Source organism: Nocardia sp. CC227C (assembly GCF_030767025.1).
Lineage (GTDB): Bacteria > Actinomycetota > Actinomycetes > Mycobacteriales > Mycobacteriaceae > Nocardia.
In genome coordinates, this window is record NZ_JASITE010000001.1 from 627,192 (window position 1) to 649,135 (window position 21,944).

A 21,944-nucleotide genomic window follows, 5' to 3' on the forward strand; every position below is an offset into this window, starting at 1 on the left:
TTGGAGTTATCGTGCTCGGCTAGGCAGGGTCGGAGGTATGACGAGAACAGCCATTCCCGACCTGTCCACCACCGGCCCGGTCTTCCGTGCGGGCGAGCCCGGTTACGACGCCGAGATCACCGGTTTCCAGACGGCCTACACCCACCGCCCGGCCCTGGTCGTCGGCGCACTGCACGCCGAGGATGTGCGCGCCGCCGTGGAATACGCCGCGCGCCACGGACTTCCGGTCGCGGTCCAGGCCACCGGCCACGGTCTGTCGGTGGCGGCCGACGGCGGTGTGCTGATCAGCACCCGGCGCATGACCGATATCCGGATCGACCCCGCGGCCGGCACCGCCCGGGTGGCCGCCGGCGTCCGCGCCGGGGCGCTGGTCGACGCGGCCGCCGCGCACGGACTGGCCCCGCTCAACGGCTCCTCGCCGACGGTCGGTGTCGTCGGCTACACCCTCGGCGGCGGGATCGGCATCCTCGCCCGCGAATTCGGCTACGCCGCCGACCATGTGCGCGCGGTCGAGCTGGTGACCGCCGACGGCCGCCTGCGCCGCCTCGAGCCCGGTGACGAGCTGTTCGCCGCCGTACTCGGCACCGGCGGGAACTTCGGCGTGGTCACCGCGCTGGAGCTGGACCTGATGCCGCTCACCGAGGTGTACGGCGGCCAGCTCACCTTCGACACCCGGCTGGTGGAACCGGCGCTGGAAGCCTGGCGGCTGTGGACGCACGACCTGCCCGAGACGATGACCTCCGCCATCACCATGCTCACCATTCCGAACATCCCGCAGGTCCCCGAACCCCTGCGCGGGCGCTACACCGCGACGATCGCCCTCGCCTACACCGGCACCGCGGCCGAGGGAGAGCGCCTGGTCGCTCCGCTGCGGGCGGTGGGCGCCCGGCTCGCCGACGATCTGCGCACCATGCCCTATGCCGAAAGCCACGGCATTCACCGGGATCCGGCCGATCCGCACCCCTACACCGCCACCAATGCCCTGCTGAGCGCGTTGCCCACGCGTGCGGCGGAGACCTTCCTCGACCGCACCGGGCCGGACTCGGGTGTTCCCGTCGTCGCCGGGCTCCGGCACCTCGGCGGTGCGCTGCGCCGACCCGGGCCGGCCGGGATCGCGGTGGACCACCGGGAAGCCGAGTACGTCGCCCGCGTGATCGCCAGCCCGGGGCCGGGTGTCGACGAACGGTTGGCGGATATCCGCGACGGCCTGTCCCCGTGGACCATCGGTCACCACCTGAACTTCCTGTACGGCGGTGGCGCACGGGCGGACGAGGAGCAGACGCGGGAAGGCTACGCACCCGACACGTACGCGCGCCTCGCCGCGCTCAAGGCGACCCACGACGCCCGGAATCTGTTCCGGAGCAACCGAAATATCCGCCCGGCGACCCGATGATCGTGAAGTAATCCCCGCGTGACAATTTTTCCATCATCATCCCATCAATGCGGGCACGATTCTTTGCAAACGCAACATAGCGGCAATTACTCGTCGGTACTGTGCCGCCATACCGAAAGTTCACCGTTGTCGCATCGGTCTTGTGATCCGGGGTCGTCGGCGGCGGTTTCGAGATGAGGGATCGAGATGAGAAGTTCGGCTGGACACTCGTGGCCGAAGCGGCCCGGGCTAGCGAGAAGTGTTGCGGCGCTGGGTATGACGAGCCTCGCGGTGCTCGCGGTGGCGGGCTGCGGTTCGGGCCGCACGGGCGGCGGGGGCGGTGAGGGGATCGTGGTCGGCACCACCGACAAGATCTTCTCGCTGGACCCCGCCGCCGCCTACGACAATGGGTCGCTGCTGCCGGAGACCCAGGTCTATCAATTCCTGCTGAACCTGCCGCCGGGGGAAACCACCCCCACGCCGGATGCGGCGCAGGAGTGTGAATTCACCGATCCCATCACCTATACCTGCACACTGCGTGAGGGTTTGAAGTTCGCCAACGGCAATCCACTGACCTCCGCCAGTGTCAAATTCTCCTTCGACCGCATGCTGGGGATCAACGACCCCAACGGGCCGGCCTCGCTGCTGGGCAATCTGGACAAGACCGAGGCCGTCGACGAGCGGACCGTCCGCTTCACCCTGAAGGAGGCGAACGACCAGACCTTCCCGGCCGTGCTCACCACACAGGCCGGACCCATCGTGGACGAGAAGGTGTTCCCCGCCGACCGGGTGCTCGACGACAACGAGGTGGTGAACGGCAAGCCGTTCTCCGGCCCGTACTCCATCGTCAGCTACGACAAGAACAAACTGGTGGAGTACCAGGCGAATCCGGACTACGACGGCGCGCTCGGCACCCCGAAGACCGACACCATCTCCACCCGTTACTACGCCACCACCGAGAATATGAAGCTCGACGTGCAGAACGGGGCGATCGACGTCGCGTGGCGCAGCCTCACTCCCACCGACGTGGACTCGCTGCGCGCCGAGAGCAGCGTGACGGTGCACGAGGGACCCGGTGGCGAACTGCGGTACTTCGTCTTCAACATGAACACCATGCCGGGCGACACCCCCGAGCAGAAGCTCGCCATCCGCAAGGCCATCGCCTCCTCGATCGACCGCGAGGCGCTGGCGGCGAACGTGTACAAGGGCACCTACACGCCCGCGTACTCCTCGGTGCCACAGGGCTTCCCGGGAGCGGTGGAACCGTTCAAGGAGATCTACGGGGCGAAGCCCGACAAGGATGCGGCGGCGCGCTTCCTGGCCGACGCCGGGGTCGCCACCCCGGTCGATCTGAATCTGCAGTACAACTCGGATCACTACGGCAGCAGCAGCTCCGAGGAGTATGCCGCCATCAAGACCCAGCTCGAGTCCACCGGCCTGTTCCGGGTGAATCTGCAGTCCACCGAATGGGTGAGCTACCAGCGCGAACGCGCCCGCGACGCCTATCCGATCTATCAGCTGGGCTGGTTCCCGGACTTCGCCGACCCGGACAACTACCTGACCCCGTTCTTCGGACCGAACAACTTCCTGCAGAACCACTTCGAGGATCCGGCCATCACCGCACAGCTGGTCGCCGAGTCCACCGAACCGGACACGACCAAGCGCCTGGCTATCATCGAGGCGGTGCAGGCCGATCTGGCCCGCGACCACATCTCCATCGTGCCGCTGCTGGCCGGTAAGCAGATCGCGGTGGCGGGCAACGATATCCAGGGTCTGGAGCAGACACTCGATCCCTCCTTCCGATTCCGGTTCGGCGTGCTGAGCAAGTGACGGCCGCGGCCAACGTGGAGGAGCCGGCCGCCCCGGCTCCTTCCCGCCGGAACAGCAAGGGCGGCGGCGGTTCTCGGTACGGCGTGCTGCTGCGCTACCTCGGGGTGCGCGCACTGCTGATCGTGCCCACCGCGTGGATTCTGGTGACCGTCGTCTTCTTCCTCATGCGGGTGATCGGTGATCCGATCACCGCGGCGGTGGGCGGACGGCTGCCCGCCGACCAGATCGAGGCGCGCAAGGAGGCGGCCGGGTTCAACCGGCCCATCCTGGTCCAGTACTGGGACTACCTGACCGATCTGGTGCGACTGGATTTCGGGCGCACCCAGGACAACCGGGTGGTCACCGATGTGGTGCTGACCTATGGCGCGGCCACCGTGGAACTGGTGTTCTGGTCGCTGCTGATCGCGTTCGCGGTCGGCATCCCGCTGGGCAGATACGCTGCCACGCATCGGGACTCGTCTTCCGACGTGGGCTTGCGGCTGTTCGCCATCCTGGCCTACGCGGCACCCGTGTTCTTCGTGGGCCTGGTGCTCAAGCTGATCTTCGCCGTGCAGCTGGGCTGGCTGCCAGCGTCCGGACGAGCCAGTGCCGGAGTGGAACTGGATCTCATGCACGTCTCGCCCAAGACCAACATCCTGGTGATCGACGCCGTGCTGTACGGCGATCCGGGTCATCTCGGCGATGTGCTGAAGCACGCGGTGCTGCCCGCGATCTCGCTCGGACTGCTCACCGGTGGCGTCTTCCTGCGCCTGGTGCGGGTGAATCTGATCCAGACGCTGCGCAGCGACTACGTGGAGGCGGCTCGGGCACGTGGGCTCTCACAGCGCACCGTGACCGGGCGACACGCCTTCCGCAACGCCCTGATTCCCGTCGTCACGGTGATGGGCATGCAGGTCGCCATGCTGCTCGGCGGAGCGGTGCTGACCGAGAGAACCTTCAACTGGCCGGGATTGGGGTATCAGCTCGCCGAGTATCTGAGCAGCCGTGACTTCATCGCCGTGCAGGGCATCGTGGCGTTCATCGCGGTCCTGGTGGCGGTGACGAGCTTCCTCATCGATGTCGTCGTCGCCCTGGTCGACCCGAGAGTGAGGTTCTGATGACCGCTTCGGAAACGGTCACCGCGACGAGTACTCCGGTGCCGTCGCCGACCATGACGCCCCCGCGGCGCGGGCTGCCGGGCCTGCGTCTCGTCGGCATGACACACGGGCTGCAACGGGTCACCCTGCTGTGCGGGCTGGGGCTGGTCGCGCTGTTCATCGTGGTCGCGGTGTTCGCACCGTGGCTGGCGCCCTACGGATTCGCCGACCAGTCGGCCGACGGCGTGGCCTTCGTGGCACAGCAGCCGCCCTCGGCCGAACACTGGTTCGGCACCTCGGTGCGCAGCGAGGATGTCTTCTCCCGGGTGATCTACGGCGCGCGCACCGCACTCGCGGTGATCGCCGTCTCCCTGGTGCTGTCGCTGTTCGTCGGCGTGCCACTGGGTTTGGTGTCCGGCTATGTCGGGCGCTGGGTGGACCGCGTGCTGGTGCTGTTCATGGACGCCATGTACGCCTTCCCGCCGCTGCTGCTGGCCATCGTGGTGTCGGTCATGGTGGCGGGCGGCCAATCCAGCGGCGCCGGTGGCATTCTGTCCGCCGCCATCGCCATCACCGTGATCTTCGTGCCGCAGTACTTCCGGGTGGTGCGCAACGCCACGGTCGCGGTGAAGAACGAACCGTATGTGGACGCGGCGCGGGTCACCGGCGCGTCCACGCCGCGCATCCTGTTCCGGCACATCCTCGCCAATGTCACCCAGTCGCTGCCGGTGATCGTCACGCTCAACGGCGCGGAGGCCATCCTCACCCTCGCGGGCCTTGGCTTCCTGGGCTTCGGCATCGAACCGACCCAGGCGGCCGAATGGGGATACGACCTCAACAAGTCGATCGTCGACGTGTCCAACGGCATCTGGTGGACGTGCATCCTGCCCGGTTCGGCCATCGTGCTGGTGGTGCTCGGGCTCACGCTGGCGGGGGAGAGCCTCAACGAGGTACTGAATCCGCTGCTGCGCACCCGCCGGGCGGTGAACGCGCCGACCTCGGTGGAGAAGGCGGCGGTGGCACGGGAGGCGGACGCATGAGCGAGCGAACGGAGGATACGACCACGGCCACCCGCGGGGAGCCCGCGCTGGCCATCGACTCGCTGTCGGTCACCTTCGCCACCGATGCCGGTGCGGTGCGGGCGGTGTGCGAGGTGTCCTACGAGGTGTGGCCGGGGGAGGTGCTCGCGATCGTCGGCGAATCCGGTTCCGGGAAGTCGGTGAGCTCGCGCACCGCCATCGGCCTGCTGCCCGCCACGGCACATGTCGAGGGCCTGGTGTCGTTGGGCGGCAAGGATATTACGGCCATGTCGGAGCGCCAGCTCACGGCACTGCGCGGTGGTGCCGTCTCCATGGTGTTCCAGGAGCCCGGGGCCGCGCTGGATCCACTGTTCACGGTGGGCTATCAGATCGCGGAGGTGCTGCGCGCGCACACCGAGATGACGCGCAAACAGGCCAGGGCCCGTGCGGTGGAACTGCTGCGGATGGTCGGGTTGCCGGACCCGGATCACCGCCTGGACTACTACCCGCACCAACTCTCGGGCGGGCAGAAGCAGCGGGTGATGATCGCCATCGCCATCGCGTGCGAGCCCAAGGTGATCATCGCCGACGAGCCGACCACCGCCCTGGATGTCACCGTGCAGGCCGAAATCCTGGAACTGCTGCGGGATCTGCGCACCCGCATCGGCAGTGCCATCGTGCTCATCACCCACAATATGGGCGTGGTCGCCGACCTCGCCGATCGGGTGGTGGTCATGCGTGAGGGGCGGGTCGTCGAAACAGCGTCCGTGGACGCACTGTTCGCCGAACCGAAGCACGAATACACGCGGGCACTGCTGGCGGCCGTACCGCACCTGGGCGGACGGCGGATCGAAGCGCCCACGGATACGGAGGTGGTGCCGCCCGCGTCGTCCTCGGCGGTGCGGGGCGAACCGGTGCTCCAGGTCGCCGATCTGGTTGTCGAGTTTCCCGGTGCGCTGGGCCGTCCGGCATTCCGGGCGGTGGACGGGGTGAGCCTCACCATCGGCGAGGGGGAAACCCTGGGCCTGGTCGGCGAATCCGGCTCCGGGAAGTCCACCATCGGACGGTGCGTGGCGGCCCTGCAACGGCCCTCGTCGGGATCGGTGCGCATGCTGGGGCAGGAGATCACCGGACTGTCGGAGCGGCGGCTGCGGCCGCTGCGGCGGCGACTCGGGTTCGTCTTCCAGGATCCGGCGACATCCTTGAACCCCCGCATGACGGTCGGGGACTGCGTGGCCGAACCGCTCATCGTGCACAAGGCGGCCAAGGGGCAGGCGTTGCGTGATCGCGTGCGATTCCTGCTCGACGATGTGCAACTGCCCGCCGGGACCGAGAACCGGTATCCGCATGAATTGTCCGGCGGGCAGCGGCAGCGGGCCAGTCTGGCGCGAGCCCTGGTGCTCAATCCGGACATCCTGGTGGCCGACGAGCCGACCAGCGCCCTGGACGTCTCCGTCCAGGCCACGGTGCTGGAGCTGTTCGTGCAACTCCAGGTCGAATTCGGCTGGGCCTGCTTGTTCATCAGCCACGACCTGGCGGTTGTGGACCAGCTCGCCGACCGGATCATGGTGTTGTGCAACGGCGCCGTGGTCGAGGCGGGTGGCCGCGACGACATTCTGCGGCACCCGACGCGGGAGTACACCCGGCGGCTGGTCGCGGCGGTGCCCGTCCCGGACCCGGTCGAGCAGCGTCGTCGCCGCACGGCCACCGCCGAGTTGTTCGCCACCGACCACGGCGGCTGAACCCGGTTGCCCCGCAAGGGATGACACGCCCACGGTGAGCGCCCGCGATCGCACGATCGCGGGCGCTGCCGTTTCCGGGTGGTACCGCATGCCTCGGCGATCTCACGGGCGCTTCCGCCCTGCGCCGTGGGTGCCGATCCTCCGTCGGACTTGGCACGGTGCTAGCGATGCGCTATCTTAGTGATATCACTTCAATATTGGGAGGGTGTGACATGGAGCTTCGTCCGGCATTTCGGATGAACGGGTTCCTCATGCTGCTGGTACTGGTCGCCGCCGTCGCGGCGGCGAGCGCGGTGTCGGCGGTCTGCGTCGGCACGGGCGCCGACCAGGGCAATGCGGGGGCCTTCGCGGTCGCCGGGGTGGCAGCGCTGATCGGCATCTCCGCGCTGCTGGCGCTGAGCGGCCTGGTGATCGTCAACCCGAATGAGGCGCGGGTCATCCAGTTCTTCGGCCGCTACATCGGGTCGGTCAGCGAACCCGGCTTCTTCTGGACCGTGCCGCTCACCGACCGGCGGCGAATCTCGTTGCGGGTGCGCAACTTCGAGACCCAGAAGCTGAAGGTCAATGACGCCGACGGCAATCCGGTCGAGATCGCGGCCGTGGTCGTCTACAAGGCCGTCGACAGCTTCAAGGCCGCCTTCGCCGTGGACGACTACGAGCAGTACGTGGAAACCCAGTCCGAGGCCGCCGTGCGCCACCTCGCGACCATCCACCCCTACGACGCGCACGACGACGACCGCACCAGCCTGCGCGACGGCAAGGAGATCGCCGAGGAACTCACCGCCGAACTGCGCGACCGCACCGAGATGGCCGGAATCGAAGTCCTGGAGGCGCGCATCACGCACCTGGCCTACGCCCCGGAGATCGCCCAGGCCATGCTGGTTCGCCAGCAGGCCGCCCAGGTGGTGGCCGCCCGCACCCGCATCGTGGAGGGCGCGGTCGGTATGGTCGGGCTCGCCCTGGAACGCCTCGCCGACCAGGGCATGGTCGAACTCGATGAGGAGCGCAAAGCCGCCATGGTCTCCAATCTGCTGGTCGTGCTCTGCGGTGACCGGCCCACCCAGCCCGTCGTCAACACCGGCACCCTCTACAACTGACCATGGCCCAGGGCAAGCGCGAGCCGAAGAAGGTGCTGCTGCGCCTGGACCCGTCGGTCCACGAGGCCATCGCCCAGTGGGCCGCCGACGACCTCCGCAGCATCAACGCCCAAATCGAATACGCCCTACGCCTGGCGCTCAAACAGGCCGGTCGAGAACCGAACTAGCACAAGGGAAACGTGCCCCCTCCCGCGAGCGGGAGGGGGCACGGGGCCGTTGTGGGGGGAGCGGGTGCGCTCGGCGGGAGTGGACATGGTCGCCGCGAGCGGGTGGGGCACGCGGGCGTTGTGGGGGAGCGGTGGTGCGCGTGGTGAGAGCGGACACGGTCGCCTCGTGCCGCCCTGGCCGGTGCGTCCAGGGTCGGCATGGGGCCGTGTTCGTCGGGTTATCGGGTCCGGGGCCGTGCCCGTCGCGGCCCCGGGTACGGCCGTCGCGCCGATGTGGTGAGATCGGCTCGCGTCAGGCGGGCTTCTCGGTGACGAAGATGGCGGTGCCGGGGAAGATCTGGCCGCGCAGCGGGCTCCACTGGCCCCATTCGCGGTCCAGCCATTCCGGCCAGTCGGGTTCGATGACGTCGAGGAGGGTCAGGCCCGCGGCGACGATCTCGCGGACGCGGTCGCCCATGGTGCGGTGGTGTTCGACGTAGGTGGGTTCGCCAGCGGTGTCCACCTCTACATAAGGAGTGCGGTCGAAGTAGGGGATGGCCGCCCGCAGTCCGTCCGGTCCGGGGTCGTCGGGAAATATCCAGCGCATCGGGTGGTTGACCGAGAACACCCAGCGACCGCCGGGCTTCAGCACCCGCGCCACCTCGCGCATCACCCGGGCGGAGTCGGCCACGAAGGGTACCGCGCCGAAGGCCGAGCAGGCGATATCGAAGGACTCGTCGGCGAAGGGCAACTCCTCGGCACCCGCCTGGACCAGCGGCACTCGCGGCCCGCCCGCCGCCATGGCCGCGAGCCCGCGCTCCAGCATGCCGCGCGACAGGTCGAGGCCCACCGGATGCGCGCCGTGCGCGGCCAGCCAGCGCGCGCACGGCGCGGAGCCGCAGCCGATCTCCAGCACGCGTTTGTCGGTGATCTCGCCGAGCAGTCGCCAGTCGCCCTCGTGCAGGCCCTCCGGACACCACACGAATTCCCCGGTCGGCGAGTCCACGCCGAGGAAGTCCGCGTGGGTATCGTGGTACTGTCCGGCATCGGCGTCCCACCAGCGGCGGCTGGCGCGCTGGCTGTCCGCCGAACCGATCTTGGCGCGGGCCACCCCCGTGGTCCCGAGCAGGGCATTGGCCTCGGCGTGGCGGGCGTCGTCGGGCAGCACGCGATGATCTTCGGACATGGCAGCACCCTATCGACCCGCGCGGGGTGGACCCGTGTTTGCTTGGTGCAACTGACGTCGCGTACGCTGTTTTCCGCGAGTGTCTACTGTACTCGGATCGCAGGACCCGGGTGCCGACAGATGTTCGTGCTGTGAGTCCGCATGCTTTGAGTGCAGCGTTGTGCTCCGCCACAGCGACGCGCTGTGGCATGAGCCAACGTTAGTTCATCGCTGTGTGTCCGCAGCAATACCGAAAGCCCACATGTCCACTACCGACCACAATCCGTCCGGAGCCTCCCAACACATGCCCACCACTGTCACCTCGCCGCAGGTAGCCGTCAACGACATCGGCTCTGCCGAGGACTTCCTCGCCGCTATCGACAAGACGATCAAGTACTTCAACGACGGCGATATCGTCGAAGGCACCATCGTCAAGGTCGACCGCGACGAGGTCCTTCTCGACATCGGTTACAAGACCGAAGGCGTCATCCCTTCCCGCGAACTGTCCATCAAGCACGATGTCGACCCGGCCGAGGTCGTTTCCGTGGGCGATGAGGTCGAGGCCCTCGTTCTCACCAAGGAGGACAAGGAAGGCCGCCTGATCCTGTCGAAGAAGCGTGCTCAGTACGAGCGGGCTTGGGGCACGATCGAGGAGCTCAAGGAGCGTGACGAGGCCGTCAAGGGCACCGTCATCGAGGTCGTCAAGGGCGGCCTGATCCTGGACATCGGTCTGCGCGGCTTCCTCCCGGCGTCGCTGGTCGAGATGCGCCGTGTCCGCGACCTCCAGCCGTACGTCGGCAAGGAGATCGAGGCCAAGATCATCGAGCTCGACAAGAACCGCAACAACGTGGTGCTGTCGCGTCGCGCCTGGCTGGAGCAGACCCAGTCCGAGGTCCGCTCCGAGTTCCTGCACCAGCTGCAGAAGGGCCAGGTCCGCAAGGGCGTCGTGTCCTCCATCGTCAACTTCGGCGCCTTCGTGGATCTGGGTGGCGTGGACGGTCTGGTGCACGTCTCCGAGCTGTCCTGGAAGCACATCGACCACCCGTCCGAGGTCGTCGAGGTCGGCAACGAGGTCACCGTCGAGGTGCTCGACGTCGATCTGGACCGCGAGCGTGTCTCCCTGTCGCTCAAGGCGACTCAGGAAGATCCGTGGCGTCAGTTCGCCCGCACCCACGCCATCGGCCAGATCGTGCCCGGCAAGGTCACCAAGCTGGTTCCGTTCGGCGCCTTCGTCCGCGTCGAAGAGGGCATCGAGGGCCTGGTGCACATCTCCGAGCTGGCCGAGCGCCACGTCGAGGTGCCGGACCAGGTCGTGGCCGTCGGCGACGACGCCATGGTCAAGGTCATCGACATCGACCTGGAGCGTCGCCGCATCTCGCTGTCGCTGAAGCAGGCCAACGAGGACTACTCCGCCGAGTTCGATCCGTCGAAGTACGGCATGGCCGACAGCTACGACGAGCAGGGCAACTACATCTTCCCCGAGGGCTTCGACCCCGAGACCAACGAATGGCTCGAGGGCTACGACAAGCAGCGCGAGGAGTGGGAGTCCCGCTACGCCGAGGCGGAGCGTCGCCACAAGATGCACACCGCTCAGATGGAGAAGATGGCCGCCGACGCCGCCGCCGAGGCCGCCAACGGTGGTTCGTCCAACTACTCCTCCGAGAGCGGCGCTCAGGCCGCGCAGACCAACGAGTCCGCCGGTGGCTCGCTGGCGAGCGATGCCCAGCTGGCCGCGCTGCGCGAGAAGCTGTCGGGCAACGCCTGATTCACGCGTGAGCCTGATTCGCGCCTGATGGCGTGAACCGAGCCGAATGTCCCCCGGATCCGGACGGATCCGGGGGACATCGCGTTTCCGGGCAACTCGGCACAGTCGGCGCACCGCCGGGCGCGTTCGTCCGCGCTGACACCTATACGCCGTCCGCACCGCCTGTTCGCGGCGCGCGGCCGCCCGGGTTACCCGCGGGGTGCTTCGGCGCTGCCGGGTTGCCTGTACGGTCTGGGGTTGGTGGCGCTGCCGGGGCGGTCTGCGTCGTCCGGGATTGGTGGCGCTCCGCAGTGCTCGTTGTCCGCGGTTGACGCTGTCCGTGGTGTCCGCGCGGTCCGGGACCGTTGCTGACGCCGCCTGTGGTGCAGGGCGCGGGGAACGGCTGGTTGCGCAGCGGATCGTGGAGTTCGTCGACGACGTGGCCGGTCCTCGCGTCGCCGAGGCGGTATGGCCCTATGTCCCGGCGATTGTCGGACAGCATGCCCGACGGCACGTATCCTGGCCCTATGGCGAAGATTTCCCTGCGGCTGGACGATGAACTGGCCGCGAAGGCCAAGGAAGCCGGGCATGGCAACCTCAGCGCCTACGTCACCCGGGCACTTCGGCATGAGCTGCTACGGGAGGAATTGGCCGAGATGCGCGCCGATCCGCGCCTGGCCGCTGTGGAGTCCGAGATCGCCGACGAGCACGATGCCGCCGTGGACGCCTACCTGTCGGAACTCGGTCGGTGACGGTCCGCCGGGGCGAAATCTGGCGGTATCAGGCGATCATGCGGGAGCGCACGGTGCTTGTCGTTTCCTGCGATCCGCTCAATGACGACGGGCGTGTACTGGTGATCGACATCCTCGATATCGAGCCGCCGGGTCGGCGGGGCATGGTGAGCGTGAGCCTCGGCGAATTCGGTTATGGCTACGGCCATATCATTGGTGTCGCACCCTCCGAACGGTTCGTGGAACGGCTGGGGGTGGCGACGACCGAGCAGATGGCCGATGTGAAGTCGGTACTGCTGACCGTATTCGAATTGCACGACTGAAGTGATTTCAGCTGGCGGTGGCGGGCACCCAGTGCGCGGCGGCCGCGGCGGAGCGCTTGCGCATGGCCGCGAAGCTGTGACGGGCGGGGCTGATCAGCGCGGTCAGCCACGAACGGCGATGCTCGGCGAGAGCGGCTGCGACGGCGGGGATCTCGATGCAATGCACTGTGCCCGCCAGGCCCAGACGGTGGCGACCCGTCTGGATGTTTTTGGTGCCCACTGAACTTCCTTTGCTTGCGTGTTACCGGCCGGGTATCGCCTCCGGCGAACCTTAGCGGAACAAAAGTGTGCTGTACCGGATTTTCCGTGACATTCTCCCTGGCGTGTCGGAATGTTGCCGACGGGGGGTCGGGATTGGTGGAAATAGTTGCGGGCCGGTCTCGTAATTATCACGGAATGGGAAAAATAGGTGCGGTGAAGTGGAATTGCCGGGCCCGGTGGGTAATCCCCTTTTTCGGCTGGTAAAGGCCCGCTGCGCACCGATCGTATGCCGGATGCGAGACTGGTCGAATGTTGCGAATCGGTCTCACCGGAGGCATGGGAGCGGGCAAGTCCACGGTGGCGCGCAGCCTCGTCGAACGGGGTGCGGTACTGGTGGACAGCGACGTGATCGCCCGGGAGGTGGTCGCGCCGGGCACCGAGGGGCTGGCCGCCCTGGTGCGGGCCTTCGGTTCCGATATCCTCGCCGCCGACGGCAGTCTCGACCGCCCGGCCTTGGCGGCCAAGGCATTCGCCGACGATGCGGCCCGGACCACGCTCAATTCCATCACCCATCCGCTGGTGGGCCGCCGCACCGCCGAACTCATCGCTGCCGCACCGGCGGATGCCATTGTGGTGCAGGATATTCCGCTACTGGTGGAGAACGGCCTGGCGCCGTTCATGAATCTGGTGCTGATCGTGGACGCGGCCGAGGAGACCCGGGTGCGCCGACTGGTGGAGTTCCGCGGGGTGGACGAGGCCGACGCCCGCGCCCGTATCGCCGCTCAGGCCACCGACGAGCAGCGCCGGGCCACCGCCGATGTGCTGCTGGACAACAATGGCGCGGAGGAGGACGTGATCGCCGAAGTGCACCGCCTCTGGGAGGAGCGTCTGGTGCCGTTCGAACGCAACCTGCGCGCGCGGACACCGGCGCTGCCGATGGATCCGCCGGTGGTGGAGGCGGATCCGGAGTGGGGTGCGCAGGCGCGGCGCATCATCGCCCGCCTCGCCGTCGCCTGCGCCGCCGACGCGTCGGCCATCGAGCATGTCGGCCCGACCGCCGTGCCCGGCGAACCCGCCGAGGACGTCATCGACATCCGGATCACCGTGGCGGGTCCGGGGGTGGCGGATGGGCTGCGGGATCGCCTGGCGGACATCGGGTTCCCCGCGGTCACCGGAGCCTCCACCGGAGCCCAGGTGGCGGAAGGGGAACGCTTGCACGCGAATGCGGATCCGGGTCGTCCGGCGCGGGTGCTGATCTCGGCCGGGTGATCCGGGGTTACAGCCAGCTGAGCTTGATGCCGTGTGTGCCCAGCCAGGCTTCGAAATCATGTCCGTGCCTGGCGATTCCGTCGATGGTGGAGGTGGCGATCGCGACGGCCCGCTGTGCCTGGTCCAGGTCCAGGTAGCCGGCGGCGTGTGCGGCGAGCAGTTCGTCCACGTCGAGCAGTTCCACCTCGCGTCCGGTGCGCACCACCAGATCGAGGTAGTGGTCCACCGACTTCCACTTCGTCGGCTCCACCTGACCGAATTCGCCGATGTCGACGTAGAAGTCCTGGTCGCGCAGATGGGCCGGGGTGAAGTGGAACACCGTGGCGCGCAGGGACAGCTTCGGCAGCAGCCAGGATTCGATGTAGTGGAACTCGGGATGGTCGGACGTGCGGGCCATGTACAGCCCCCAGGGCTCCACGTGGTAACGCTCGACGCTCCGCACGAAGCCTTTGGGGTCGATATTGGTGAGTTCGTCGACGTTGAAGTACTCCACCTTCGGTCGGTGCAGGTCCACCGTGGGCGCCTGGGTCATGCACTCAGCATCGCTGCTCGCGTGGAGATCGTCCAGGGGAGTGTGGGTCGCGTCGCTCGCGGCGTGAGATTTCGCGCAGCGATTTCCCGGAAAACTCGATCTGAAACATGGCTGTTTCGATACTGTGCGCCTAGCTCACGCCGGTGAGCGGTACGACAAGGGAAGCAGAGTATGAACGCACAGGGGACCCGCGCGCGGCGGGTAGGCATGGGACTGACCACCTTCGGCGCCGTGGCCGCGGCCATCGTGCTGGCCGCGCCCCAGGCCGGCGCATGGGTCGGCAATCTCGAGGTGTCCGGCAAGGACCACAGGGTCGGCTGCACCTACACCCTCACCGCCTCGGTCGAGGTGGATCGGGTGAGCACGGTGAAGTTCACCGACAACGGCAAGGAGATCCCGGGCAGCCCGGTCAGCCCGTCACTGCTCAGCAACAAGGTCAGCCTCCGGTGGACCCCGCAGACCGCGGGCAGTCACCGACTGGAGGCCCGCCAGATCCTGATCAGTGATTCGATCACCGTGCAGGTGGCCGAATCCAGCGGCGGTTCCGGCAGCGCCTCGGGCAGCGCCTGTGGCGGCGGTCTGGGCGGCCTGCTCCCGAGCCTGTCCGGTTAGTCGGAGGTCTGGCAGTCCGGGAACGAGAGAGCCACCCGGTCCGAGTCCGACTCGGGCCGGGTGGCTTCCCGGTGTCGGCGGGCCGGTCGCGGACCGCTCCGGCGGACTTTGTCGGTGGCTGGTTCTAGGCTGGTGAGCATGGCTTTCGCAACCGAGATCCCCGATGATCTGCCGCTGGCGCATTCGGAGTTCCGGCCCATCGGTGAGATCGAGCGGGCCGACGGCCGGTTTCAGGTGGTCAGCGAGCATCGGCCCGCCGGTGATCAGCCCGCGGCCATCGAGGAGTTGGAGCGGCGGATCAACTCGGGGGAGCGCGATGTGGTGCTGCTGGGCGCCACGGGCACCGGCAAGTCGGCGACCACCGCGTGGCTCATCGAGCGGCTGCAACGGCCGACACTGGTGATGGCCCCGAACAAGACACTCGCCGCGCAGCTGGCCAATGAGCTGCGGGACATGCTCCCGAACAACGCGGTCGAGTACTTCGTGTCGTACTACGACTACTACCAGCCCGAGGCGTACATCGCGCAGACCGACACCTATATCGAGAAGGACAGCTCCATCAACGACGACGTGGAGCGGCTGCGGCATTCGGCCACGTCCAGCCTGCTGTCGCGGCGCGATGTCGTGGTGGTGGCGTCGGTGTCGTGTATCTACGGTCTCGGCACGCCCCAGTCGTACCTGGACCGGTCCATCCAGCTCGAGGTGGGCACCGAGGTGGACCGCGACCGATTGCTGCGGCTGCTGGTGGACGTGCAGTACACCCGCAACGACATGTCCTTCACCCGCGGCACCTTCCGGGTGCGCGGGGATACGGTGGAGATCATCCCCTCCTACGAGGAACTCGCGGTGCGCATCGAGTTCTTCGGCGACGAGATCGAGGCGCTGTACTACCTGCACCCGCTCACCGGGGATGTGGTGCGGCAGGTGGACGTGGTGCGCATCTTCCCGGCCACCCACTACGTCGCCGGGCCCGATCGCATGGAGCGCGCGGTGCGCGAGATCGAGGCCGAACTCGACGAACGGCTGGCCGATCTGGAGAAGCAGGGCAAACTGCTGGAGGCGCAGCGGCTGCGCATGCGCACCCAGTACGACCTGGAGATGATCAAACAGGTCGGCTTCTGCTCGGGTATCGAGAACTACTCCCGCCATATCGACGGCCGCCCCGCCGGATCCGCGCCCGCCACCCTGCTCGACTACTTCCCGGACGACTTCCTGCTCGTCATCGACGAATCCCACGTCACCGTGCCCCAGATCGGCGGCATGTACGAGGGCGATATGTCGCGCAAGCGCAATCTCGTCGAATACGGTTTCCGGCTGCCGTCCGCCATCGACAACCGGCCGCTCACCTGGGAGGAGTTCGCCGACCGCATCGGCCAGACCGTCTACCTGTCGGCCACTCCCGGTCCGTACGAATTGGGCCGCACCGGCGGTGAATTCGTGGAACAGGTGATCCGCCCCACCGGACTGGTGGATCCGCAGGTGGTGGTGAAGCCGACCAAGGGGCAGATCGACGACCTGGTGCACGAGATCCGGCTGCGCACCGAACGCGACGAGCGCGTCCTGGTCACCACGCTGACCAAGAAGATGGCCGAGGACCTCACCGATTACCTGCTCGGCCTCGGTGTCCGGGTGCGTTACCTGCACTCCGAGATCGACACGCTGCGCCGCGTGGAGCTGCTGCGACAGCTGCGGCTCGGCGAATACGACGTGCTGGTCGGCATCAACCTGCTGCGCGAGGGTCTGGACTTGCCCGAGGTGTCGCTGGTCGCCATTCTGGACGCGGACAAGGAGGGCTTCCTGCGGTCGAGCACCTCGCTCATCCAGACCATCGGCCGCGCCGCCCGCAATGTCTCGGGTGAGGTGCACATGTACGCCGACAAGATCACCGACTCCATGCGTCAGGCCATCGACGAGACCGAACGCCGCCGCGCCAAGCAGGTCGCCTACAACGAGGAGAACGGCATCGACCCGATGCCGTTGCGCAAGAAGATCGCCGACATCCTCGACCAGGTCTACCGCGAGGCAGAGGAGACCGAGGTCGAGGTCGGCGGCTCGGGCCGCAATGCCTCGCGCGGCCGCCGCGCCCAGGGCGAACCCGGTCGCGCCGTCTCGGCGGGCGTCTACGAGGGTCGCGATGTGAAGAACATGCCGCGTGCCGAACTCGCCGACCTGGTCAAGGAGCTCACCGACCAGATGATGAACGCCGCCCGCGAACTGCAGTTCGAACTCGCGGGCCGCCTCCGCGACGAGATCGCCGACCTCAAGAAGGAACTACGCGGTATGGACGCCGCCGGATTGTCGTGAGCGGCCGGGCGACCCCGCCGCCGCCCGAGACGGCGAAGGGCATCCTGCGGCCGCGGGAGCAACTGCGGGTATACCGCCATGAGCGGCTGGCGGCTGGGCCGCGGGTGAGCCGGTATGTCGAGTGGTACTGGGCGGTGCGGTGGGATCGGCGCGGGCTGCCGCCCTACCACGCCGAGATCCTTTCCTATCCGGCCGTCAATATGACCTTTGAGCGCGAGCCCGGCCATCGCGGCGGGTTCGTCACCGGCGTCACCACCAGCAAGTATGTCCGCGAGTTGGCGGGCGAGGGGGAGACGTTCGGGGTGAAGTTCCGGGCCGGCGGGTTCGGCGCGTTCACCGGAATGGATGTCGGGTCTATCCGGGACGCGACCGTCGAGTTGACCGCGGTACTGCCGGAGGCGGTCGGGCTCGCCGACAAGGTGCTCGCCGCCACCACCCTCGACGACCGCCGCCTGCTCGTGGAGGACTTCTTTCTCGAGGTGTCCCAGCGCCGGGCGATCGCCGACGATACCGCCTACCGACTCGTCCTGCGCATTGTCGACGCCATGGAGCACGACCCGGAGCTCACCCGGGTGGACCAGGTCACCGACCGCTTCGACGTCCCGATCCGCACCCTGCAGCGCCTGTTCCGCCGCTATGTCGGCGCGGGCCCGAAATGGGTGCTGCGCCGCTACCGGTTGCAGGACGGGGCGCATCTGCTCGCCCGGGGGAGCACCACCGACCTCGCCGCACTGGCCGTGGAGCTGGGCTATTTCGATCAGGCCCACTTCTGCAAGGAGTTCACCGCGGAGATCGGTATGCCTCCGCTGGAATACGCCCGCGCCTCGCTAGCCTCCTCGCAGGAGAACACATCCCACGGCTAGTTGGTTGCCATATCACCCGAACGGGTACTCGGCAGTCAACCCGACAGAGGAGTGGCAATGGACGTTGTGGTGTTGATCGGACGGGTCCTGTTCGTCGTTCTCTTCCTCGGCTCGGGCATCGGGCATCTCACGCAGGCCGACGCCATGGCCGGATACGCGCAAGCGAAAGGAATCCCGTCGCCCAAGCTCGCGGTGGCGGGCTCGGGAGTGCTGATGCTGGTCGGCGCGCTCATGGTGCTGTTCGGCGTCTTCGCGGACCTGGGTGCGCTGCTGCTGGTGCTGTTCCTGGTGCCGACGGCCTTCCTCATGCACGCCTTCTGGAAAGAAACGGATGCCACGGCCAAGCAGACCGAGATGATCCAGTTCAACAAGGACATCGCGCTGGCGGGTGCGGCGCTCATGCTGTTCGCCTTCTTCGCCCACACTCCCGAACTCGGAATCACGGTGACCGAGCCTCTTTTCCACCTCGGCTGAGCGTGGCGGCGCGCTAGTATCGCACCGCACTATCGGGTTCGACAGGGAGTGAAAACGCATGGATCTCATCGGCTGGATTCTGGGGCTGTTCTGGGCCGATCACCGCCCGTGGCCCTGATCCACGAGCTGATCACCCGGCCCGTCCGATCCGGAACCCCCCGGCGGACGGGCCGGTCCTTATCCGGGTCCGATTGCCATTTGTGATGAATATCCCACGGCCGCAATAACGTTCGGATATGTACGGCGGCGTCGGGAGTCGCGCGGCAACCGCTGGTAGCGCGGGTCGTGTCGATGCGACACAGCGAAATGTGCGCTGATGCTGTGACGGCACACAAGTGTGATGTGCTGCGATATTGAAAAGTTCCGCCGGATATGCCGCTATTGTCAGGCGAAGTTGCCGTGACACCACGTATCGGTGTCCGCACCCGACTCACGTTGGAGGAGAGAATGACCGCCTACCGGAGCATTGTCGTCGGTACCGATGGCTCGAACTCGTCGTACGTCGCCGTCGAGCGGGCCGCGGCACTGGCCGGTGACGAGGGCGCCACCCTGTACATCGCGTGCGCGTACTACCCGACCGACGACCGGGACGTGGCCGCGGCCGCCGATGTGCTCAAGGACGAGGCCTACCAGGTGCGCGGCTCCGCGCCCACCAGCGAGATCCTGCGGATCGCCCGCGAGAAGGCCGTCGCCGCCGGTGCCGCCAATGTGGTGGAGAAGGCCGTCGTCGGCGAGCCGGTGGAATCGCTGCTGTCGCTGATGAAGGAAGTCGAGGCCGATCTGCTGGTCGTCGGCAACCGCGGCCTCAACACCATCACCGGCCGCCTGCTCGGTTCGGTCCCGTCGGATGTGGCGCGCAAGTCCCGCACCGACGTGCTGATCGTGCACACCGTGCGCTGAGTCGGCCGAGGCGTCTCGGTACCGTCGAGGTCGCCGAACCCGGTTCACCGATCACGCGAGCGGCCCGTACCGGACCGGTACGGGCCGCGGCGCTGTCCGCACCGGCGCACTCAGGCGAGTCGCTGCAGCACCGGGGGCAGGTCCTCGGTGTGCACCACGGCCAGTCGCTGCGTCGCGCGGGTCAGGGCCACGTAGAGATCGTTCAGTCCGCGCGGCGATTCGCCGAGCAGCCGACCGGGCTCGACCAGGATGACCGCGTCGAATTCCAGGCCCTTCACATCGTGCACGGTGAGCACCCGCACCGAGTCGTCGGCCACCTCCGACAGGTCCGCCACCAGGTCGTGCGGCGCGATCACCGCCGTGGTGCCCGGATGTTCGGCCTCCGCGGCGACGAGCCGCTTCACCTCATCGGCCAGCCCGGACGGCTCCACGCGCTGGGCGTGGGGGGCGAATCCGGAGTCGCGCACCGAGCGCGGCACACTGGCCCCGGGGTCGATCTCGGCCAGCACATCCGCCGCCACCGCCATGATCTCGGCCGGGGTGCGGTAGTTGACGGTGAGTTCGGTGAGCTTCCACCGCCGCGCCACATACGGTTCCAGCACCTGCTGCCACGACGATGCCCCGGCCGGATCGCCGGTCTGCGCCACATCGCCGACCGCGGTGATCCAGCGATTCGGGATGCGGCGCATGACCATTCGCCACGCCATCTCCGAAAGTTCCTGCGCCTCATCGACAATGACGTGGCCGTAGGTCCAGGTGCGGTCACCGGCGGCGCGTTCGGCGGTGGTCTCGCGGCGTCCCACCCGCTGGCGTTCGGCCAGCTGGCCGGCGTCGATCAGGTCGTAGGCCATCAGGATCTCGGGATCCAATTCGTCCTCGAGATCCTGCGGTGCGGAACCGGTGAGGATGTCGAGGGCGTCCTGCGCTTCGGCCAGTTGGGCGCGCCAGCGGCGGCGGGCGCGCTCGCGCTCCTCGGTATCGTCCACGCCGAGCAGTTCGGCCAGTTCGTCCAGCAGCGGCGCGTCGGCGGGGGAGAACTCGCCGCTGTCACCGCGCAGCAGTTCCCGGCGGTCCTGCTCGGAGAGCTTTCCGGCGGCCCGGGCCAGGCGCTTGGGATCGGCCCACAGCCCGCCCAGCACCTCCTGCGGTGTGAGGATGGGCCACAGCCGCGCGATGGCCCGCTGGATCTCCGGATCGGCCCGCATCTCGTCGCGGATCTCGGTGAGGTCGGTCTGCGACAGCAGGTTGCGCCCACCCAGCGGATTCGTGCCGATGAGTTCGGCCAGCTGGTCGGTCAGCGCGTCCACCACCGAGGCGGCGAACACCGGCCGGGCCAGATTGTGCGGCCGCCGCGAGGACCGCGCCCGCCCGCGCGCCTTGGTGACGATCTTGCGGTCCAGGATCAGATCGTGGCCGTCGAAGTGCAGCCGGATCGGCTCCCCGGGCACCTCCTGCCGGTCCCGCACCGCCTTCTTCAAGACGTCGAGCATGTCGAGCGAGCCCTTGAGCTCCCCCGCGCGCAGCGAATCCTCCAGCGTCGCACGGACTCCCGGATACAGATCGCCGATGGTGGACAGCAGCACGCCGGTCTCGCCGAGCGAGGGCAGCACCTGGCCGATGTAGTCCAGGAAGGTGGAGTTCGGCCCGATGATGAGCACGCCCGCCTTGTCCAGCTGCTGGCGGTAGGTGTACAGCAGATAGGCGGCGCGGTGCAGCGCCACGGCGGTCTTGCCGGTGCCCGGCCCGCCCTGCACCACCAGCACGCTCTTGTGCTCGGACCGGATGATGGCGTCCTGCTCGCCCTGAATGGTCTCGACGATGTCGTTCATATGCCCGGTGCGGGCGGCATTGAGCGCGGCCAGCAGGGCGCTCTCGCTGCCGACGCCGCCGTCGGAGTCGATGGCCCCCGCGCGCTGGGCGGCCTCCAGATCCAGGTATTCGTCGGTGACGGCGGTGACCTTGCGATTGCGCGAGCGGATGTGCCGCCGCCGGGTCACCCCGTCCGGTGCGGCGGTGGTGGCCAGATAGAACGGCCGGGCCAGGGGCGCGCGCCAATCCAGCAGCAGGGTCTCGTAGTCGGCGTCCTCGTCGAGGATGCCGATGCGGCCGATATAGCGGTGTTCGCCGTCGCCGTCGCCGCTCGGCTCACCGTCCGCGGTGGCCGCCAGGTCGATGCGCCCGAAGCACAGGCCGTGTTCGGCGGCATCGTATTTGGCCAGGTCCTCGTGGTACAGCTGGGTGAACGATTCGCGCTCGCTGCGGGCCTGCGGGGTGCCGCCGGTTTCCAGCAGTACGGTGCGTAGTCGGCGCTGCGCGTAGCGGCGCATCCCGTCCAGCCGCTCGTACAGCAGCGTCAGATGCCGCTGTTCCCGCTCCAGCTCCGCGGTATCGGAGTCGGTCGCGGACACAGGACGCTCCTCGGTGAGGTCGGGCAAAGCGGAACTCCTTGTCACCGCGCGGATACACGCGCAACGTTCGAGAACAGAGCAGTCGAGTCTAGTTCCCCTCGGCCGACCCCGCCGTATCCGCAGGTGAGACGTCGGC

At 67.9% G+C, this 21,944-nt stretch carries 19 protein-coding genes and 1 pseudogene; 16 read left to right on the forward strand and 4 right to left on the reverse strand.

Features of this window, described 5'->3' with window-relative positions; all coding sequences use genetic code 11:
- Positions 1-37: 37 nt before the first annotated feature.
- From QMO76_RS02805 to QMO76_RS02835, 7 genes are all read left to right on the forward strand, one after another.
- Positions 38-1,393 (forward strand): FAD-binding oxidoreductase, encoded by a 1,356-nt coding sequence (locus QMO76_RS02805; RefSeq protein ID WP_306359535.1) that lies wholly within the window; start codon positions 38-40, stop codon positions 1,391-1,393.
- A 255-nt stretch (positions 1,394-1,648) separates the two neighbouring features.
- The gene (locus QMO76_RS02810) at positions 1,649-3,202 is read left to right on the forward strand and encodes an ABC transporter substrate-binding protein (protein ID WP_306359536.1); all 1,554 of its coding nucleotides are present in this window, start codon (positions 1,649-1,651) and stop codon (positions 3,200-3,202) included.
- Positions 3,203-3,285: 83 nt separating this feature from the next.
- Positions 3,286-4,299 carry an ABC transporter permease gene (locus QMO76_RS02815; RefSeq protein WP_306359666.1) on the forward strand — a complete coding sequence of 338 codons (1,014 nt, stop codon included), beginning with the start codon at positions 3,286-3,288 and terminating at the stop codon, positions 4,297-4,299.
- A gap of 53 nt (positions 4,300-4,352) precedes the next feature.
- On the forward strand, positions 4,353-5,318 hold the full coding sequence (locus QMO76_RS02820; protein ID WP_306359667.1) for an ABC transporter permease: 966 nt from the start codon (positions 4,353-4,355) through the stop codon (positions 5,316-5,318).
- Positions 5,315-7,039, forward strand: a complete 1,725-nt coding sequence (locus QMO76_RS02825; protein WP_306359537.1) for an ABC transporter ATP-binding protein — start codon at positions 5,315-5,317, stop codon at positions 7,037-7,039. The genes QMO76_RS02820 and QMO76_RS02825 overlap by 4 nt, the downstream gene beginning before the upstream one ends.
- 212 nt (positions 7,040-7,251) lie before the next feature.
- Positions 7,252-8,136, forward strand: a complete 885-nt coding sequence (locus QMO76_RS02830) for an SPFH domain-containing protein (RefSeq protein WP_306359538.1) — start codon at positions 7,252-7,254, stop codon at positions 8,134-8,136.
- Positions 8,137-8,138: 2 nt separating this feature from the next.
- Positions 8,139-8,303, forward strand: coding sequence for a toxin-antitoxin system HicB family antitoxin (locus tag QMO76_RS02835; protein ID WP_306359539.1), 165 nt, complete (start codon positions 8,139-8,141; stop codon positions 8,301-8,303).
- A 292-nt stretch (positions 8,304-8,595) separates the two neighbouring features.
- Here the strand turns inward: QMO76_RS02835 and QMO76_RS02840 are convergent, their stop codons facing one another.
- Positions 8,596-9,468, reverse strand: a complete 873-nt coding sequence (locus tag QMO76_RS02840; protein ID WP_306359540.1) for a class I SAM-dependent methyltransferase — start codon at positions 9,466-9,468, stop codon at positions 8,596-8,598.
- A 283-nt stretch (positions 9,469-9,751) separates the two neighbouring features.
- Here QMO76_RS02840 and rpsA point away from each other — a divergent pair, with 283 nt between their 5' ends.
- From rpsA to QMO76_RS02855, 3 genes are all read left to right on the forward strand, one after another.
- Positions 9,752-11,212 carry a 30S ribosomal protein S1 gene (gene rpsA, locus QMO76_RS02845; protein WP_143980399.1) on the forward strand — a complete coding sequence of 487 codons (1,461 nt, stop codon included), beginning with the start codon at positions 9,752-9,754 and terminating at the stop codon, positions 11,210-11,212.
- 506 nt (positions 11,213-11,718) lie between these two features.
- Positions 11,719-11,943 carry a hypothetical protein gene (locus QMO76_RS02850; RefSeq protein ID WP_306359541.1) on the forward strand — a complete coding sequence of 75 codons (225 nt, stop codon included), beginning with the start codon at positions 11,719-11,721 and terminating at the stop codon, positions 11,941-11,943.
- Positions 11,940-12,245 carry a hypothetical protein gene (locus QMO76_RS02855; RefSeq protein WP_306359542.1) on the forward strand — a complete coding sequence of 102 codons (306 nt, stop codon included), beginning with the start codon at positions 11,940-11,942 and terminating at the stop codon, positions 12,243-12,245. Before QMO76_RS02850 ends, QMO76_RS02855 begins: the two co-directional genes overlap by 4 nt.
- Positions 12,246-12,252: 7 nt before the next feature.
- Here QMO76_RS02855 and QMO76_RS02860 read toward each other — a convergent pair whose 3' ends face one another.
- Positions 12,253-12,465 (reverse strand): hypothetical protein, encoded by a 213-nt coding sequence (locus QMO76_RS02860; RefSeq protein ID WP_306359543.1) that lies wholly within the window; start codon positions 12,463-12,465, stop codon positions 12,253-12,255.
- 290 nt (positions 12,466-12,755) lie between these two features.
- Here QMO76_RS02860 and coaE point away from each other — a divergent pair.
- Positions 12,756-13,697 (forward strand): annotated as a pseudogene (gene coaE, locus QMO76_RS02865) (dephospho-CoA kinase); the annotation flags it as partial.
- 25 nt (positions 13,698-13,722) lie between these two features.
- Here coaE and QMO76_RS02870 read toward each other — a convergent pair.
- Complete coding sequence (locus QMO76_RS02870) at positions 13,723-14,247, reverse strand: DUF402 domain-containing protein (protein WP_306359544.1); 525 nt, start codon at positions 14,245-14,247, stop codon at positions 13,723-13,725.
- 171 nt (positions 14,248-14,418) lie between these two features.
- Here QMO76_RS02870 and QMO76_RS02875 point away from each other — a divergent pair, with 171 nt between their 5' ends.
- The 5 genes from QMO76_RS02875 to QMO76_RS02895 all read left to right on the forward strand — a co-directional run bounded on the left by QMO76_RS02875 (position 14,419) and on the right by QMO76_RS02895 (position 19,400).
- Positions 14,419-14,859, forward strand: coding sequence for a hypothetical protein (locus QMO76_RS02875; protein ID WP_306359545.1), 441 nt, complete (start codon positions 14,419-14,421; stop codon positions 14,857-14,859).
- 138 nt (positions 14,860-14,997) lie between these two features.
- Positions 14,998-17,163, forward strand: a complete 2,166-nt coding sequence (gene uvrB / locus QMO76_RS02880; RefSeq protein ID WP_306359546.1) for an excinuclease ABC subunit UvrB — start codon at positions 14,998-15,000, stop codon at positions 17,161-17,163.
- Complete coding sequence (locus QMO76_RS02885; RefSeq protein ID WP_306359547.1) at positions 17,160-18,026, forward strand: helix-turn-helix domain-containing protein; 867 nt, start codon at positions 17,160-17,162, stop codon at positions 18,024-18,026. Before uvrB ends, QMO76_RS02885 begins: the two co-directional genes overlap by 4 nt.
- 57 nt (positions 18,027-18,083) lie before the next feature.
- Positions 18,084-18,500, forward strand: coding sequence for a DoxX family protein (locus QMO76_RS02890; RefSeq protein WP_306359548.1), 417 nt, complete (start codon positions 18,084-18,086; stop codon positions 18,498-18,500).
- 447 nt (positions 18,501-18,947) lie between these two features.
- On the forward strand, positions 18,948-19,400 hold the full coding sequence (locus QMO76_RS02895) for a universal stress protein (protein ID WP_029928987.1): 453 nt from the start codon (positions 18,948-18,950) through the stop codon (positions 19,398-19,400).
- Positions 19,401-19,510: 110 nt separating this feature from the next.
- On the opposite strand, the gene QMO76_RS02900 is transcribed toward QMO76_RS02895, so the two are convergent.
- Positions 19,511-21,808: an ATP-binding domain-containing protein gene (locus QMO76_RS02900; RefSeq protein WP_306359549.1), complete on the reverse strand. Its 2,298-nt coding sequence runs from the start codon at positions 21,806-21,808 to the stop codon at positions 19,511-19,513.
- Positions 21,809-21,944: the final 136 nt, after the last annotated feature.